This window comes from Hydrogenophaga pseudoflava, assembly GCF_031020795.1.
In the GTDB taxonomy this organism is placed as follows: Bacteria; Pseudomonadota; Gammaproteobacteria; order Burkholderiales; family Burkholderiaceae_C; genus Hydrogenophaga; species Hydrogenophaga pseudoflava_A.
Genome location: NZ_JAVHJP010000006.1, coordinates 59,941 through 73,726 on the forward strand (window position 1 = coordinate 59,941; position 13,786 = coordinate 73,726).

Below are 13,786 nucleotides of genomic sequence, written 5' to 3' on the forward strand. Positions count from 1 at the left end.
GGGCCTGCGCGGGTCAGTTGGAGGCAGGCGACTCCTCACCGGAGAACCAGTGAGCGCGGGCGCGCATGATCAGGTTGGTAGCCTCTTCAGGCGTCTGTCCGGTCATGTCGGTCAGTTCGTCGGTGGCCAGATCGGCCAGCTCGTCGCGGGTGTGCACGCCGCCATCGGCCAGCTTGGCCACCAGCTCGGGCGTCATTCCTTCGAGGTCGCGCAGATCCTGCGACACCTCTTCCACACTTTCCTCACGGGCGATTTCCATCGTCAGCAGTGCGTCCTTGGCACGGGCACGCAGCTCGTTGACGGTGTCCTCGTCGAAGGACTCGATCTCCAGCATTTCCTGCAGCGGCACATAGGCCACCTCTTCGAGGCTGGTGAACCCTTCTTCGATCAGGATGTCGGCAATTTCCTGGTCCACATCCAGCTTGGACATGAACAGCTTGCGGATGCCGTCGGCCTCTTCGGCCTGCTTCTGCGCCGACTCGTCGGCGGTCATGATGTTGATGCGCCAGCCGGTCAGTTCCGAGGCGAGGCGGACGTTCTGGCCGCCACGGCCAATGGCGATCGCCAGGTTTTCCTCGTCCACCACCACATCCATGGCGTGTCGTTCTTCGTCGACCACGATGGACACGACGTTGGCCGGCGCCAGCGCGCCGATCACGAACTGAGCCGGGTCTTCGGACCAGAGCACGATGTCCACGCGCTCGCCCGCCAGCTCGTTGGTCACCGCGTTGACGCGGGAACCACGCACGCCGACACAGGTGCCGATGGGGTCGATGCGCTTGTCGTGCGAGAGCACGGCGATCTTGGCGCGCGAACCGGGGTCGCGGGCGCAGGTCTTGATCTCCAGCAGTCCCTGCTCGATTTCGGGCACTTCCTGGCGGAACAGCTCAATCATGAATGACGGCGCCGAGCGCGACAGCAGAATGGGCGCACCGCGCAGCGTCAGATCGACCTCCATGATCATGGCGCGCACGCGGTCACCGGTGCGGAAATTCTCTTTCGGGATCATCTCGCCGCGCTTGAGGCGACCTTCGACACGGCCGCTCTCGACGATCAGGTCGCCCTTGTCCATGCGCTTGACGGTGCCGACAAAGATCTTGTCGCCGCGGCTCATGAAGTCGTTGAGCAGCATCTCGCGTTCGGCGTCGCGGATCTTCTGCAGGATCACCTGCTTGGCGGCCATGGCGCCGATGCGGCCGATCGGCACGCTCTCCACCGGCTTCTCGATGTAGTCACCCTCTTCGATGTCCGGAATGTCGTCACGGGCGTCGCTCAGCAACTCCTCGGCGTCGGGGTTCTGCAAACCGGCCGAATCGGGCACCACGAGCCAGCGGCGGAAGGTTTCGTAGGCGCCGGTGTCCGGATCCATCGCGACACGGATGTCGACCTCACCCTTGTAGAGCTTTTTGGTCGCCGAGGCCAGCGCCTGTTCGACAGCACCGAGCACGACGTCGCGTTCGACGTTCTTCTCGCGCGAGATGGCATCGATCAGCATCAACATTTCGCGATTCATTTCAGTCGCCTACCTTTCCGTATCTCTTCTCTCAAATCACACAAAAACTCAGGAGCCGGCACGCCGCCCCTTGAAATTCACAATCGGCGCCAAACGGGCCTGCTGGACATCGGCCAAGGCAAACGTCAGCGCCTGAAGGGGCGCGGGCTCGCGCTTCTTGCTCACGCGCTGCCCCGGTTTGACGGGTGGCTCGTCGCTCCAGACCACTTGCCACATCACCCCGTCGGCGGCCCGCTCCAGCGTGCCGCGAAACTTTTTCCTGTTGGCGGCCACCGCACCGCCCGTGGCGCCGATCGGCGCCTTCAGGGTCAGATCAATGACCTCGCCCTGGAACCGCTGGTAGTCCACCTCGTGGCGCAGCGGCCGGTCGATGCCGGGCGAACCCACTTCCAGTCGCCGGTAATCCAGACCTTCGACCTCCAGCAGGTACTGCAGCTGCCGGGTGACCGTCTCGCAGTCTTCGACCGTCACGAACTGCTCGGGGGCGGCAGGCTCGCCGGGCTGCGGCGCGTGCCATGGCAGATCGATCGTCACCCGGAGCAAGCCACCAGCCGAACGCTCCAGATCCACCAGGTCAAAACCCAGTCCTGTCACGGTTTGCGCAATGGTGTCCTGCCAGCTCATCGGTTGTGTTGCAGCCTTGTGGGTGGATGGAATCGATATTCCGGAAAGCGTTCGGCCAAAAAAAAAGGGCCGGTATTTACCCGCCCATTTGGTCGTGAAGCCAGCATTGTACTCTGTACGGCACCTTTCTTGCAATAGCAATGAAGCCGGGAACCTCTCAGATCCCGAGCACCCACTGGATGACGTTTTTGGCCATGAAACCCATCATTCCGAGCGAAAGCACCAGAAAAATGATGAAGGTGCCGAATTTGCCGGCTTTGGACTCCAGTGCCAGGTTCAACACGATGAACAGCATGTAGAGAATGAAGGCCCCGACTCCAAAGGTCAGGCCGAACTGGGCGATCTGACCCTCGGTCAGACCAAATATCGTGTTTTCCATGACAGGGAAGCCGTCCGGCTCAGTGGGCAGAAGCCGGTGATGGGATGCCAGTGAGGTCGCGGTAGGCGTGCCAACTGGCATGGGCGATCAGCGGGATGACCACCACCAGCCCGACCAGAGCGGTGACCATGCCCAGTCCGACCAGCATTGCGATCAGGACCGCCCACCAGACCAATGGCCCTGGATGGTCGGCCACCGCACGCCAGCTGGCGTTCACCGCCATGCTCACGGGCACGCTCTTGTCGATCAGCATGGGAATGGCGACCACACTGGATGCAAAAACAGGAGCCGCCAGCAGCGAGCCCAGCACGAGCCAGGCCTCGAAAAGGCCGACCTCCTTGACCAGCACCACATGCCGGAAGAAGTCCACAGGCTTGAGGATGGGCGTCGTCGACCAGAGGGTGATCAGTCCAGCCGAAGCCATGACCCAGCCTGTTCCTGCCAGTCCCAGCAACACCCCGAAACGCACCAGCCGGCCGTCGAAGGAGCGCCAGAGCGCGACCACATCACGGAGCCCCGCCTTGCGGCCGGCGGCCCGCTCGCGGCTGATGTGATACAGGCCCGTCGCCAGCACCGGGGCCACGATCAGGAAGCCCGAAAACGCACCAGCCAGGAGCCAAAAGCGGTCCGCCGCCAGCCAGAGCAGCAGCCATCCGAACAGTGCCAGGGCCAGCCCATGCACCAGGCCCGGCAGCGGGTTTGCTCGCAAATCCTCCCAGCCGCGTTCGATCCAGCGGGTCGGCGAAATCATGTCCACGGGCATGGTACGTGTCGTCGCGGGCTTGGGAGCTTGGGTCATGGAAGGCAGCGTGTGGACGGGGGCGAGGCAGCTCGGCAAGGCGTCTGTGCGCCGGCTCTGATCCTAATGGAAGCTCAGGACGCGGCGCTGACAAGTGCCTGCGTGTATGCGTTTTTCGGGGCCCGAAGCACCTGCTCGACCGGGCCGCGCTCCATCACGACACCGTCCTTGAGCACCAGCACCTCGTGGGCCATGGCGCGGATCACCGCGATGTCGTGGGTGATCAGCAGGTAGCTCAGCCCGAGCTCCCGCTGCAGTCGCTGCAGCAGAGCCAGCACCTGCTGCTGGACCGTCACGTCCAGCGCGCTGGTGGGCTCGTCCAGCACCAGCAGCTGTGGCTGCACGATCAACGCGCGCGCGATCGCCAGGCGCTGGCGCTGTCCGCCCGAAAACTCATGCGGATAGCGCTGCAACCAGTCATCGGCCTGGCTCGGTTCGGGCACCAGGCCCACATCGGCCAGCGCCGCCCTCACCCGCTCCCGGCGCTGCGTGGCGTCCAGTCCGGGCTCGTGAACACTCAGTCCTTCGCCCACGATCTGCTCCACCGTCAGACGGGGTGACAGCGATGAGAACGGGTCCTGGAACACCACCTGCACCCTCCGGCGCAGCGCCTTGTCCCCTCCCGACTGGCGCGCCTGCGCCCAGCCGGTCTCGCCCACCCGCAGTTCGCCACTGTGGGGGAGAAGGCCCAGCGCAGCGAGTGCCAGGGTGGACTTGCCCGACCCGGACTCGCCGACCACTCCGAGCGTGGTGCCCGCAGGAACCGAAAAGTCGGCGCCCTGAAGTGCCACAAAACTGCCGCGCCGAAACCAGCCCCGCACACCCGGCAGGGGAACCGGGTAGCTGACCCGCAGGCCCTGGGCCTCCAGCACCGTCGGCGCCTCGGCGCGGGGCTCGGCCACATCGCGCCGGGCCTCGCTGGCGAGCAGGCGGCGGGTGTAGGCATGCTGCGGATCGGCGTACACAGACTGAACGCTACCCTGCTCCACCAGATGCCCCTTCTCCATCACGGCCACCCGGTCGGCGAAGTGGCGCACCAGGTGGAGGTCGTGGGTGATCAGCAGCACCGCCATGCCGTGCTGGCGCTGCAGCTCGGACAGCAGGGCCATGATCTGCGCCCGTACCGTGACGTCCAGCGCGGTGGTCGGCTCGTCGGCGATCAGCAGCTGGGGCTGCGACGCCAGCGCCATGGCGATCATGGCGCGCTGGCGCTGACCGCCGCTGAGCTGGTGTGGAAACGCCCCGGCGCGCCGGGCGGGTTCGGAGATGCCCGTCGAGGCCAGCAGCTCGATCGCGCCGGCGCGGGCCTGCGCGGTGGTCAGCCCCTTCTTGAGCTGGAGCACCTCGACGATCTGCTCGCCCACGCTGTAGAGCGGATTGAGCGCGGTCATCGGCTCCTGGAAGATCACCGCGATGCGGTCGCCGCGGATGCCGCGCAGCGCGTGTTCTTTCAGCGACAGCAGGTCGCTGCCGGCGAACTTCGCCGTGCCGCGCACCTCGGCGTTGTGCACCAGCTTCAGCAGGGACAGCGCCGACACCGTCTTGCCGGACCCCGACTCGCCGACCAGGGCCAGCTTCTCGCCGGCCGCGAGCGAAAAGTCGATGCCATGCACCACCTCCTGGGCGCCGAACGAGACGGTCAGGCCCTTGACCTCCAGCAGCGGCGTCATCGGTCGGCCTTTCGCGGGTCGAGCGCATCCCGCAGCGCGTCGCCCATGAAGGTCAGCAGCAACAGTGTGATGACCAGTACGCCAAAGGTCGATAGCGAGATCCACCAGGCGTCGATGTTGTTCTTGCCCTGGCTCAGCAGTTCGCCCAGCGAGGGTGTGCCCGGCGGCACGCCCAGGCCCAGGAAGTCCAGCGAGGTCAGCGCCAGGATGGCCGCACTCATGCGGAACGGAAGGAAGGTCACCACCGGGGTGAGGCTGTTGGGCAGCACATGGCGCCAGATGATCTGTGCATTGGACAGGCCCATGGCGCGCGCAGCGCGCACATAGTCCATCTGCCGGTTGCGCAGGCACTCGGCGCGCACGTAGTCGGACAGGCCCATCCAGCCGAACAGGCTCAGCAGCACCAGCAGCAGACCGATGCTCGGCGACAGCACGGCCGAGAAAATGATCAGCAGGTACAGCTCGGGCATGGAGGACCAGATCTCGATGAAGCGCTGGAACGCGAGGTCGGTGCGCCCGCCGAAAAAGCCCTGTATCGCACCGGTGACAATGCCCAGCACTGTCCCGATGAAGGTCAACGCCAGCGCAAACAACACGCTCACCCGAAAGCCGTAGATCAGCTGAGCCAGCAGATCACGCCCCCGGTCGTCGGTGCCCAGCCAGTTCTCTGACGTCGGCCGCGAGGGGTTGGGCTCCTTCGCGAAGTAGTTCAGCGTCTTGGGTCCGTAGGGGTTGGGGGCGTAGATTGCCCAGTTGTCCCCTTGGGTGATGCGCTCGCGGATGAAGGGATCGAGGTAGTCGGTGTCGGACTCGAAATCGCCGCCGAACGTGGTCTCGGGCAGGTCCTGCGCCATCGGAAAGTACGTCTTGCCTTCGTAGCGCACGAGCAGCGGCCGGTCGTTGGAGATCAGCTCGGCGAACAGGCTCAGCACCACCAACGCACAGAACAGCACCAGACTCCAGTAGCCCAGGCGATTTCGCCGGAAGCGCAGCCAGGCGCGGCGGGACGGTGAGAGGGAGGCGGCGGCCATCAGTCGAACTTCACCCGGGGATCGACCCACACATAACAGAGGTCCGACACCAGCTTGGTAATCAGCCCGATCAGGGTGAAGAGGAACAGCGTGCCCATGACCACCGGGTAGTCGCGCCGGATCACGCTCTCATAGCCCAGCAGCCCGAGTCCGTCGAGCGAGAACTGGGTCTCGATCAGCAGCGCTCCGGTGAAGAAGGCACCGATGAAGGCCGCCGGAAACCCCGTCACGATGGGGATCAGCGCATTGCGGAACACGTGTTTCCAGAGCACCTGCCGTTCGCTCAGCCCTTTGGCAAACGCGGTCATCACATACTGTTTGCGGATCTCTTCCAGAAAGGAGTTCTTGGTCAGCATCGCCGTGACGGCAAAGCTGCCCGCCACCATGGCGGTCACGGGCAGCGTGATGTGCCAGAGGTAGTCGGCGATGCGCGCACCCCAGGAAAGCTCTTCCCAGTTCGACGAAGTCAGGCCGCGCAGCGGAAACCACTGAAGCTGGCCGCCGAAGACCACGAGCAGAGCCACCCCGAGCACAAAACCCGGAATCGCGTAGCCCACCAACACAACAAGGGTGGTCACCAGGTCGAAGCGCGAACCCGCGCGCACCGCCTTGGCCACGCCCAGTGGCACGGCCACGAGGTAGCTGATGAAGAAGGTCCAGAGGCCCAGACTGACGGACACCGGGAGCTTCTCGATGATCAGATCCGACACCGCCTTGTTCTGGAAGAAGCTGGTGCCCAGGTCGAAGCGGGCGAACTGGCCCAGCATCTGCAGGAAGCGCTCGTGCGCCGGCTTGTCAAAGCCGTACAGGGCCTTGATCTGCTCAAGCCGCTTCGGGTCAACGCCTTGCGCGCCCCGGTAGACCGAGCCGCCCTCGGCGCCCGTGCCAGCCCCGGCACGCGCCTCCGCAAGGTACTGCTCGACCGGACCACCGGGCACGAACTGGATCACCACGAAGGTCAGCAGCAGCACCCCGAACAGTGTCGGAATCATCAGCAGCAGGCGCTTGAGGATGTAGGACCACATATCAGGGCTTCTTCCACCAGGTGTCGATCGCCCAGTCTTCGCCTGTGGCGTAGGGCGGCATGGCCTCAGGGCGTGCGAGGCGCCAAGCGTTGTACACCATGCGGTGCGTGCTGGAGGACCACTGAGGCACAAGGTAGTGGCTGTGCGTGATCACGCGGTCCAGCGCTCGGCAGGCGGCCAGGAAGTCGGCCCGGTCATCTGCGCCGACCATGCGGGCGACCAGTGCGTCCACCGCCGGACTTTTCACACCGGCCAAGTTGCCCGAGTCCTCGGTGTCGGCGGCCTTGCTGCCGAACAGGTCGGCGTATTCCGGACCCGGATTGTGGGTGCCGCCATAGGCGATGGAGGTGATGTCGAAGTTGAATGTGCGCAGCCGCTGCTGGTACAGCGCAAAGTCCACGGGGCGGAAGTTGAGCTGGACACCCAGCTTGGCCAGGTTGCGCGACCAGGGCGTCACCACGCGTGCGCCGGTTTCCTGGCTGTCCAGGTATTCGAGCACCATCGGTTCGCCCCTTGCATTGCGCAGCGCGCCATCCCTGACCGTCCACCCGGCCTCGCGCAACAGCGCCTGGGCCTTGCGCAGGTTGCTGCGCAGCGAGTCGTCCCCATCGGTGCGCGGCGAACGGTAGGCCGGGCCGAAGACGGCCGGCGGCAGCTGCGGCCGCCAGCGCGAGAGCAAGACCTGCTCGGCCGGCGATGGCACTCCTTCAGCCGCACAATCGGTGTTGCCGAACAGACCCTGCACCCGCTGGTAAGCGCCAAAGAACATCTGCCGGTTCATCCATTCGTAGTCCAGCGCCAGGCCCAGCGCCTGCCGAACGCGGAGGTCGTTCAGTGGCGGGCGGCGGGTGTTGAGCACATAGCTCTGGAAACCGGTGGGCTGCTTGTGGGTGAACTCCGCCTTGACCAGTTCGCCGCTGTCGAAGCGCTTGCCATTGACACGCCGCGCCCAGTCGCCCGCGGAGAAAAATCGCATCAGGTCGAATTCGCCAGCCTTGAGCGCCTCCAGCCGCGCGGTGTTGTCCTTGTAGATCTTGACCGTGATGCGGTCGAAGTTGGCGGTGCCGCGGCGCACAGGCAGGTCTTTCGCCCAGTAGGCCGGGTCGCGCACATAGGTGATGTCCCGGCCAAAGCGCACCGGACCGATCTTGTAGGGCCCGCTGCCGATGGGGATGTCCATCACCACCTGGTCGAAGGACTTGCGCTGGCCGGTCTTCGGGTCCTTCTCGTCGCCCCAGGCGCGGCTGAACACCGGCAGGCCACCGACCGTCAGCGGCAGTTCCCGGTTGAACTTCCGGAACCTGTAGCGCACCGTGCGTTCGTCGACGACATCGACGCCCGCCACGTCGTCCAGAATCGTCTTGTAGACCGGCGAGGTGTAGGGCCCGATCAGCGTCTCGTAGCTGTGCTTTACGTCCGCGGCCAGCACCTGCTGGCCATTGTGGAACTTTGCCTCCGGCCGGATGCGGAACGTCACCGACAGCCGGTCGGGCGCCAGCGACACGTCAGATGCCAGCAGGCCGTAGGCAGACCCGGTTTCGTCCTGCGCCCCCACCAGCAGGCTGTCGAACATCAGCGACGAGAGGTAGGCCGGTGCATTGCCCCGCAAGGTGAACGGGTTGTACTTGTCGAAGGTAGAGACCCGCAGGTTGCTGACCAGGCGCAATTCGCCGCCCTTGGGTGCGTCGGGATTGACGTATTCGAAGTGCGTGAAACCCGGCGGATACCGCAGTTCCCCCCACAGCGCATAGCCGTGCGCAGCCCAAGTGGGCAGCGAGACCATCACGGCGCCAACGGCAGGCAGGATGCGCCGTGGGCGAAGGGAAAGGACTCGACGGGCTTGCATGCGACAATTCTGCGGGAAATTTTTCTGGAGTCTGAACAATGGGTTTTCTCGCCGGCAAGAAACTGCTGATCACGGGCGTGCTGTCCAACCGGTCCATCGCCTACGGCATTGCCAAGGCCTGTCATGCGCAAGGGGCCGAACTGGCCTTCAGCTACGTGGGCGAACGTTTCAAAGACCGCATCACCGAATTCGCGGCTGATTTCAACTCGAACCTGATCTTCGACTGCGACGTGGGTGACGATGCCCAGATCGAGAAGCTGTTTGCCGACCTTTCGCAGACCTGGCCGACCTTCGACGGCTTCGTGCACAGCATCGGTTTTGCTCCGCGCGAGGCAATCGCCGGCGACTTCCTTGACGGCCTGACCCGCGAGAACTTCCGCATTGCCCACGACATCAGCGCCTACAGCTTCCCGGCGATGGCCAAGGCGGCCCTGCCCTACCTCAACACCAACGCTGCGCTGCTGACATTGAGCTACCTCGGCGCGCTGCGCACCATCCCGAACTACAACACCATGGGCCTGGCCAAGGCCAGCCTGGAAGCCAGCGTGCGCTACCTGGCCGAGTCACTGGGTCCGCGCGGCATGCGCGTCAACGGCATCAGCGCCGGCCCGATCAAGACCCTGGCGGCCAGCGGCATCAAGGACTTCGGCAAGCTGCTGGGTTATGTGGCCTCGGCCTCCCCGCTGCGCCGCAACGTCACGATCGAAGACGTCGGCAACGTGGCCGCGTTCCTGCTGTCGGACCTCGCTTCGGGCGTGACCTCGGAGATCACCTACGTGGACTGCGGCTTCAGCCAGACCGCGGGCATCAGCAAGGACAGCGACTCGGTGTCCTGATTTCCGTCCTCGCTGCCGCAACTCCCTGATGAACTGCACCAGCCGGCGCCGCTTTCTGGCCGCGCTCGCTGGTGCTTTTTTGTGCCCTGTCTCGACGTTCGCGGCCGAGGCACCTCCCGCGCTCATGCTCGCGGGAAAATACCGGCCGGGGCTGGACCTGTCGGCCTATTGGGTGAGCGAAAAATTCGATGGCGTGCGCGGCTACTGGGACGGACAGCGCCTGTGGACGCGTGGCGGCGAGCCGTTGTCACCGCCGGACTGGTTCATAGAAGGTTGGCCCGCCACGCCCATGGACGGCGAACTGTGGGCCGGGAGGGGGCACTTCGAGGAGGCCAGCGGCACCGTGCGACAGCGACAACCGGACGACCAGGCGTGGCGACGCATCCGCTTCATGGTGTTCGATCTGCCCGCTCATCCGGGCGTGTTCGACGAACGCATGCAGGCCTACCATGCTCTGCTTCAGCGCCTGGGTTGCGAGTGGGTGGTCGCGGTGCCACAAGAGAAAGTGACCGACCACGCCAGCCTGCAGCGCCGGCTGAAGGCGATCGTGCGGGCGGGGGCCGAAGGGCTGATGCTGCACCGCGGCGACTCGCTGTACCGTGCCGTGCGAGGTGACGACCTGGTCAAACTCAAACCTTTTGATGACGCAGAAGCCAAGGTGCTCTCCTACGTGCCAGGGAAGGGCCGGCATGCGGGCCGCATGGGCGCGCTCTGGGTCGAGACTCCCGAGGGCCTGCGCTTCCGGCTGGGCAGCGGATTCACCGACGCCCAACGCGAGCGGCCACCGTCCATCGGCAGCTGGGTGACCTACCGCCACCATGGGCTGCACGACAGCGGCCTGCCCCGTTTCGCAGCGTTCCTCCGCGAACGTCCCGACTTTCGGCCGCAGCCAATGCCGACGCCGCCCTGACGGTTAGGCTGCCTCAGGCGCTGACCTGGCGCAGGTGGGCGTAAATCTGGTCCTTGAGGGCCAGCTTTTCCTTCTTGAGCCGCTCGATGTCGAGCTGGGTGCCCGGCTCGATGTGGGCTTCCATGTTCTTGATCGTCTGGTCCAGCTCGTTGTGTTTGTCGAACAGACGCGTGAAGTGGTGGTCGGTGCCCTTGAGGCGGGTGATCAGATCGCGGTACTCAGGAAACATCGGCACTCCTCGGGAAGAAGAGGTGCCAGCTTACCCCGCCTTCACGCAGTCCGCAAAGTACCGGACCACGCCGTCCGGTCCGGACTCCTGCACCAGACCATGGATGTCCGTTTCAAAACCGGGGCACTCGCGGGCGAACTCGCGGTTGAACTTGAGGTAGTCGACGATCTTGCGGTTGAACACCTCACCCGGAATCAGCAGCGGAATCCCCGGCGGGTAGGGTGTGACCAGGCTGGTGGTGATGCGCCCCTCCAGGTCGTCGATGGCCACACGCTCGGTGGTGCGGTGCGCGATGTGCGCGAACGCGTCGGTGGGCTTCATGGCCGGCGTGTGGTCGCTCAGGTACATGTCCGTGGTCAGACGCGCGATGTCGTACTTGGCATACAGCGTATGCACGTGCTGACACAGGTCCCGCAAGCCCATTTGCTCGTAGCGCGGCTGCTTGGCGCAGAACTCCGGCATGATGCGCCACATCGGCTGGTTCTTGGCGTAGTCGTCCTTGAACTGTTGCAGCGCGGTCAGCAGCGTGTTCCAGCGGCCTTTGGTGATGCCGATGGTGAACATGATGAAGAACGAATAGAGACCTGTCTTCTCCACCACCACGCCGTGCTCGGCCAGGAACTTGGTGACGATGGAGGCCGGGATGCCGGAGACCTCGAAGCGCCCGTCCAGGTTCAGGCCCGGCGTGACGATGGTGGCCTTGATCGGGTCGAGCATGTTGAAGCCCGGTGCCATGTCGCCAAAGCCGTGCCAGTCGTCCTCGGTGTCCTTGTCGTCCTTCTTGCGGTTGAGCACCCAGTCGCTGGCGCGACCGATGCCCTCTTCCACCAGGTCGTCCGGTCCCCACACCTTGAACCACCAGTCGTCTTGTCCGAACTCGGCTTCCACCTTGCGCATCGCGCGGCGAAAGTCGAGTGCTTCGGCGATGCTCTCTTCCACCAGCGCCGTACCGCCGGGCGGCTCCATCATGGCTGCGGCCACGTCGCAGCTGGCGATGATGCTGTACTGCGGCGACGTGGAGGTGTGCATCAGGTAGGCCTCATTGAAGAGGTGGCGGTCCAGCTTGGTGCTCTGCGAGTCCTGCACCAGCACATGGCTGGCCTGGCTGATGCCCGCCAACAGCTTGTGAATGGACTGCGTGGCGTACACCACCGACTGCTGCGGGCGAGCGCGCTTCTTGCCCATGGCATGGTAGGTGCCGTAGAACGGGTGAAAGGCCGCGTGCGGCAACCACGCCTCGTCGAAGTGCAGGTTGTCGACATAGCCATCGAGCAGGTTCTTGATGGTCTCGGTGTTGTAGAGCACGCCGTCGTAGGTCGACTGCGTGAGGGTCAGGATGCGCGGCTTGACCGTCTCTGCGTCGACACCCGCCAGCAGCGGGTTGGCACGGATCTTCTCTTTGATGGCCTGGATCTCGAACTCGCTCTGTGGGATCGGTCCGATGATGCCGTAATGGTTGCGCGTAGGCTTGAGAAAGACCGGGATCGCCCCGGTCATGATGATGGAATGCAGGATGGACTTGTGGCAGTTGCGGTCCACCACCACCACATCGCCGGGCGCCACCGTGTGGTGCCAGACCATCTTGTTCGAGGTGGACGTGCCGTTGGTGACGAAGAAGCAGTGGTCGGCATTGAAGATGCGTGCCGCATTGCGCTCGGAGGCCCCAATGGCGCCGTTGTGGTCCAGCAGCTGGCCCAGTTCCTCCACGGCGTTGCAAACATCGGCGCGCAGCATGTTCTCGCCGAAGAACTGGTGGAACATCTGGCCAACGGGCGTTTTCAGAAAAGCCACGCCCCCCGAATGCCCCGGGCAGTGCCATGAATAGGAGCCGTCCTCGGCGTAGTCCAGGAGCGCCTTGAAGAATGGCGGTTGGATGCCTTCCAGGTAACTCTTGGCCTCCCGGATGATGTGGCGCGCCACAAACTCCGGCGTGTCTTCGAACATGTGGATGAAACCATGGAGTTCGCGCAGCACGTCGTTGGGCAGGTGCCGGCTGGTCTTCGTCTCACCGTGCACGTAGATCGGCACCTCGGCGTTCTTGCGGCGAACTTCCTCGATGAAGTTGCGCAGATTCAGCACCGCGGGGTCCAGGTCCGGCCCCGGCGTGAACTCCTCGTCGTCGATGGACAGGATGAAGGCACTGGCGCGCGACTGCTGTTGTGCAAATTGCGACAGGTCGCCGTAGCTGGTCACTCCCACCACTTCGAAGCCTTCGCTTTCAATGGCCTGGGCGAGGGCTCGGATGCCCAGACCCGAGGTGTTCTCGGAACGGAAGTCCTCGTCGATGATGACGATGGGAAAGCGGAATTTCATCGCGGATCTCCAGCCGGTTCAAGCCGGGGCGGGTGGGAAGAAAAGGAAAGCGCGCAAGTGTACGGAAATCACATGACGCTGCGCTTTTGCCATGGCCTTTTGACGCAGAATGTGGCGCTTGCCAGACAGGGTGTGGCACATACCGTGGAGGATGTTCAATGGACGAGCCAACCATGTGGTGGTTGATGGCTGCGGCACTGGTGGCGCTGGAGCTTTTTACGGGCACGTTCTACCTGCTCATGCTGGCGGTCGGTCTGGCCGCCGGCGCCCTCGCCGCTCATCTGGGAGTGTCTTTCGCAGGCCAGCTGGTGGCGGCGGCTCTGGTGGGGACCGCCGCGGTGGTCATCGGTCATCTGCAGCGTCGCAAGCACAAAGGGGATCCCTCGGTCCGGTCGCTGCGCAGCGTGAACCTGGACGTCGGTGAAACCCTGCGAGTGGACGACTGGAAGCCCGATGGCACCGCCAGCGTTCGCTACCGGGGGGCGCAGTGGACCGCCGTGCTCGAGCAGGGGCAGGTGGCCGAGGCGGGCAACTACCGAGTCACGGAACTCGTGGGCAACCGGCTCAAGGTCGAGCGGGTGTGATCCGCCCCGCAACGCGTTTTCATCAAT

The 13,786-nt window shown here is 64.6% G+C and carries 13 protein-coding genes; 3 read left to right on the forward strand and 10 right to left on the reverse strand.

Annotated elements, in window-relative coordinates:
* Nucleotides 1-13: 13 nt before the first annotated feature.
* The 8 genes from nusA to RCO38_RS18705 form a co-directional block, all read right to left on the reverse strand.
* On the reverse strand, nucleotides 14-1,513 hold the full coding sequence (nusA, locus tag RCO38_RS18670; protein ID WP_308329936.1) for a transcription termination factor NusA: 1,500 nt from the start codon (nucleotides 1,511-1,513) through the stop codon (nucleotides 14-16).
* Nucleotides 1,514-1,561: 48 nt separating this feature from the next.
* Nucleotides 1,562-2,137 carry a ribosome maturation factor RimP gene (rimP, locus tag RCO38_RS18675; RefSeq protein ID WP_308329937.1) on the reverse strand — a complete coding sequence of 192 codons (576 nt, stop codon included), beginning with the start codon at nucleotides 2,135-2,137 and terminating at the stop codon, nucleotides 1,562-1,564.
* Between the two features lie 157 nt (nucleotides 2,138-2,294).
* Nucleotides 2,295-2,516: a DUF2788 domain-containing protein gene (locus RCO38_RS18680; protein ID WP_066159673.1), complete on the reverse strand. Its 222-nt coding sequence runs from the start codon at nucleotides 2,514-2,516 to the stop codon at nucleotides 2,295-2,297.
* A 19-nt stretch (nucleotides 2,517-2,535) separates the two neighbouring features.
* Nucleotides 2,536-3,267 carry a DUF2189 domain-containing protein gene (locus RCO38_RS18685; protein ID WP_308329938.1) on the reverse strand — a complete coding sequence of 244 codons (732 nt, stop codon included), beginning with the start codon at nucleotides 3,265-3,267 and terminating at the stop codon, nucleotides 2,536-2,538.
* Nucleotides 3,268-3,389: 122 nt separating this feature from the next.
* A complete protein-coding gene (locus RCO38_RS18690) occupies nucleotides 3,390-4,985 on the reverse strand; it encodes an ABC transporter ATP-binding protein (RefSeq protein ID WP_308329939.1) in 1,596 nt (531 codons plus the stop codon).
* Entirely contained in the window at nucleotides 4,982-6,016 is a 1,035-nt protein-coding gene (locus RCO38_RS18695) for an ABC transporter permease (RefSeq protein WP_308329940.1), read from the reverse strand. Before RCO38_RS18695 ends, RCO38_RS18690 begins: the two co-directional genes overlap by 4 nt.
* Nucleotides 6,016-7,041 (reverse strand): microcin C ABC transporter permease YejB, encoded by a 1,026-nt coding sequence (locus RCO38_RS18700; protein ID WP_308329941.1) that lies wholly within the window; start codon nucleotides 7,039-7,041, stop codon nucleotides 6,016-6,018. Before RCO38_RS18700 ends, RCO38_RS18695 begins: the two co-directional genes overlap by 1 nt.
* Nucleotide 7,042: 1 nt before the next feature.
* The gene (locus RCO38_RS18705; protein WP_308330222.1) at nucleotides 7,043-8,824 is read right to left on the reverse strand and encodes an extracellular solute-binding protein; all 1,782 of its coding nucleotides are present in this window, start codon (nucleotides 8,822-8,824) and stop codon (nucleotides 7,043-7,045) included.
* Between the two features lie 101 nt (nucleotides 8,825-8,925).
* On the opposite strand from RCO38_RS18705, the gene fabI reads away from it, so the two are divergent.
* Together fabI and RCO38_RS18715 are read left to right on the forward strand one after the other, a co-directional pair.
* A complete protein-coding gene (gene fabI / locus RCO38_RS18710; protein WP_308329942.1) occupies nucleotides 8,926-9,723 on the forward strand; it encodes an enoyl-ACP reductase FabI in 798 nt (265 codons plus the stop codon).
* Nucleotides 9,724-9,751: 28 nt separating this feature from the next.
* On the forward strand, nucleotides 9,752-10,633 hold the full coding sequence (locus tag RCO38_RS18715) for a DNA ligase (protein WP_308329943.1): 882 nt from the start codon (nucleotides 9,752-9,754) through the stop codon (nucleotides 10,631-10,633).
* 13 nt (nucleotides 10,634-10,646) lie between these two features.
* Here the strand turns inward: RCO38_RS18715 and RCO38_RS18720 are convergent, their stop codons facing one another.
* Nucleotides 10,647-10,862, reverse strand: coding sequence for a YdcH family protein (locus RCO38_RS18720; protein WP_308329944.1), 216 nt, complete (start codon nucleotides 10,860-10,862; stop codon nucleotides 10,647-10,649).
* A 30-nt stretch (nucleotides 10,863-10,892) separates the two neighbouring features.
* Complete coding sequence (locus RCO38_RS18725; protein ID WP_308329945.1) at nucleotides 10,893-13,175, reverse strand: arginine/lysine/ornithine decarboxylase; 2,283 nt, start codon at nucleotides 13,173-13,175, stop codon at nucleotides 10,893-10,895.
* Nucleotides 13,176-13,333: 158 nt separating this feature from the next.
* Between RCO38_RS18725 and RCO38_RS18730 the strand changes: the two genes are divergently transcribed.
* The gene (locus tag RCO38_RS18730) at nucleotides 13,334-13,759 is read left to right on the forward strand and encodes an NfeD family protein (RefSeq protein ID WP_308329946.1); all 426 of its coding nucleotides are present in this window, start codon (nucleotides 13,334-13,336) and stop codon (nucleotides 13,757-13,759) included.
* Nucleotides 13,760-13,786 lie beyond the last annotated feature (27 nt).